Source organism: Pedobacter sp. (assembly GCF_045627485.1).
Taxonomy (GTDB): Bacteria; Bacteroidota; Bacteroidia; order Sphingobacteriales; family Sphingobacteriaceae; genus Pedobacter.
This window is the reverse complement of the sequence record NZ_JAZQNU010000065.1, coordinates 1-2,982: the sequence shown is the minus strand read 5'-3', so window position 1 is coordinate 2,982 and position 2,982 is coordinate 1. Positions and strand designations below refer to the sequence as shown.

Below are 2,982 nucleotides of genomic sequence, written 5' to 3'. Positions count from 1 at the left end.
CTAAGCCCGCTTGGCCTCCGACTTGTCGATCCAAATAAAATTTCATTGTCGCCAAACACCATTGATGGGCTACTTGCATTGCAGAATGAAGGTTTTATGTTTTTCATTATTAGTAACCAATCGGGAATAGCCAGGGGTTTTTTTGAGCATGATGCATTAGTGAAAGTGGAACAGAAAATCCAAAATTTATTAAAGGAACATGGTCTGAGTCTGGCGGGTTTTTATTATTGTCCACATCATCCTGATAGTGACATGGAGGCATACAGGATAGATTGTTCGTGTAGGAAGCCTAAACCAGGACTTATTCTGGAAGCTGGCGTTGATCATCAAATAGATCTGTCCAGGTCCTGGATTATAGGTGATATCCTAAATGATATTGAGGCTGGACACCGGGCAGGTTGTGGAGCGATATTAATTAACAACGGCAACGAAACTGCGTGGGAAATCAATAATGAAAACATACCTGATGCGATGGTTAAGGACATTGACGAGGCAGCCAGTTATATAATAAATCAATTAAAGAACTGATGGAAATGAAAAAGGACCTCCTGCAGCTCATCGCAAAATTTAAAAAACACAGGGTATTAGTTATCGGTGATTTTATGATTGATGCTTATATTGAGGGCAGCTGTACAAGGGTTGCCCCAGAGGCCCCGGTACCCGTGATAGATCTTAATAGTAAACATTTTTGTTTAGGTGGGGCCGCCAATGTAGCCGCTAACCTAAAGGCCTTGGGCTGCGAAGTGATGTTTTGTACTGTGATTGGGAATGATGAGCAGGGCGCAAGGGGAAGGTTGCTGCTGGAGAAGGCGGGACTGGCCGAGGCTTTAATTCTTGCAGATGAGCAAAGAACAACTTCAATTAAAACCAGGGTGTCCACCCCCCGTCAAACCTTGCTTCGCTTTGATGAAGGAACCACTTCAATGCTGACGGCTGAAACAGAAAGTATTTTTTTAGATAAAATCCGCCATGCCTATGCACAGTGTGATGCTTTGATTATTGCCGACTACGAGAAAGGGGTGATTACCAATAGAGTAATTGATTATGTTGCAAAACTAAAAACAGGTCAGCGTAAGGTAATCGCAGTAGATGCGAAGCGTATTGAAGCTTTTTCAGTTTTGAAACCCGACCTTATTAAACCAAATTATGAGGAGGCGATAAAACTTTTGGGATTGCCCTTTGTACCCAACAACAGGAAAGCGCAATTAAGGCATCAAGGCGAAGAACTATTTCGCTTAGGTCAGGCGCAGGTTACTGCAGTTACTTTAGATAACGAGGGCTCTTTATTGTTCAACGGTGTTGACTGTGTTTATGATAGCACGGCACCCACGGTAATGAGCCAGCAACAGGTAAGTGGGGCAGGCGACACTTACATCAGTGCTGCTTTATTGGCCATACTCAGTGGTGCCAACATGATGCAGGTGGCCGAGTTAGCAACAACGTCTGCCAGTATCGGCATAGAAAAGGCGTATACTTCTATTTGTTCACTGTCGGAGCTCCAGGAGGTATTTAGTCATGCAGACAAATTGATGGTATCTGCTGTTGTTGTACGGGACACCCTTAAGAAATTCAAAGCGCAGGGCAAAAGAATTGTGTTTACCAATGGATGCTTTGATATTTTACATAGTGGACATGTAAGTTACCTTCATCAGGCTAAACAAATGGGCGACATTTTAGTGGTTGGCCTAAATAAAGACGAAAGTATCAGGCGTTTAAAAGGCAGTAACCGACCTGTCAATTCGCTGCATAACCGAACTGCTGTGCTTGCAGCCTTAGCCTGTGTAGATTATATCATTCCTTTTGGAACGGAGAAAGACGATACGCCTATTTCATTGCTTAAAATAGTACATCCGGATATTTTTGTAAAAGGTGGAGATTATGAAAACAGGTTACTTCCAGAAACAGAAACTTTAAGAAAAATTGGGTGTGAAATTGCATTTCTTCCTTACGTGCCAAATCAATCTACCACAAAGGTGATTAGTCGGATGGATGAACCTGCGCGTCGTAAGTTATCTTTGTTAAATTAACCATGGAGGAGTGGAAGGCTTGCTGTAACCTTTTGGTAATGAGGGTGGATAATATGGGTGATGTTTTGCTTTCTTCACCTGCAATCAGGGGGTTGAAAGAAACATTCTCGTGTAAAATCACTTTACTTACTTCAACAAAGGCTCAGGGACTGACAAATTTATTACCAGAAATAGACGAGTTTCTAGTGGTTGATCTTCCATGGGTACAGAACAAAGAATGTCATGATCCAGATTCCTACATTGATTTGATAAATAAAATAAAGTTAAAGGCATTTGATGGCTGTGTTATTTTTACGGTTTACAGCCAGAACCCCATGCCCGCTATTTTACTGGCTTATCTCGCTGGAATTCCGCTTCGTCTCGCTTATTGCCGTGAAAATCCGTACCACCTTTTAAGTCACTGGATTCCAGATCCTGAACCTTACCAGGTAATTAAACACCAGGTGACCAGGGATCTTGACCTCATTGTGGCGATTGGTGCACATACCAAGGATGAGCAGTTGACGCTTTCGTTGCAACCGGGACTATTTTCCAGGGTACAAGAGAAATTAAAGCAGGCCGGAGTGGTTGTAAGTCCTTACAACTTTTATGTTTTACATCCGGGCGTAACAGAAGTAAAACGGAGGTACCCAAAGGACCTATGGATAGCATTGGCCGATACCCTTGTTACGCAACAATTCCTGCCTGTTTTAATTAGTGGAAATAAAGAAGAAGCGGAAATTGCAGCAGAAATTGCACATAAAGGGGGTTGTAAAGCTATTGCAGGTCTGCTGGCACTGGATGAGTTTGCTGCCCTTCTTGAAAACGCGAAAGCGGTGATATCTGTGAATACGGGAGCGGTTCACCTTGCCGCAGCAGTACAGACACCTGTGGTTGTGCTATATGCACAAACAAATCCACAACATGTTCCCTGGCTCGTGAGTAACCGGGTATTACCCTACAGTGTACCGGACCA

The 2,982-nt window shown here is 43.1% G+C and carries 3 protein-coding genes; all 3 read left to right on the top strand.

Going from position 1 to position 2,982, the window contains the following annotated elements:
• Nucleotides 1-528 (top strand): D-glycero-alpha-D-manno-heptose-1,7-bisphosphate 7-phosphatase (locus ACR2F3_RS04795; RefSeq protein ID WP_432708842.1); only part of this gene is annotated, 528 nt, incomplete at its 5' end.
• Nucleotides 529-533: 5 nt separating this feature from the next.
• Entirely contained in the window at nucleotides 534-2,027 is a 1,494-nt protein-coding gene (gene rfaE2 / locus ACR2F3_RS04790; RefSeq protein ID WP_432708841.1) for a D-glycero-beta-D-manno-heptose 1-phosphate adenylyltransferase, read from the top strand.
• 38 nt (nucleotides 2,028-2,065) lie between these two features.
• Nucleotides 2,066-2,982: glycosyltransferase family 9 protein (locus ACR2F3_RS04785; protein ID WP_432708840.1), on the top strand; the 917-nt coding region annotated here is incomplete at its 3' end.

Excerpts from the sequence above, each read along its gene's own strand:
- rfaE2 (WP_432708841.1), top strand. The coding sequence starts at position 534 with ATGAAAAAGGACCTCCTGCAGCTCATCGCAAAATTTAAAAAACACAGG.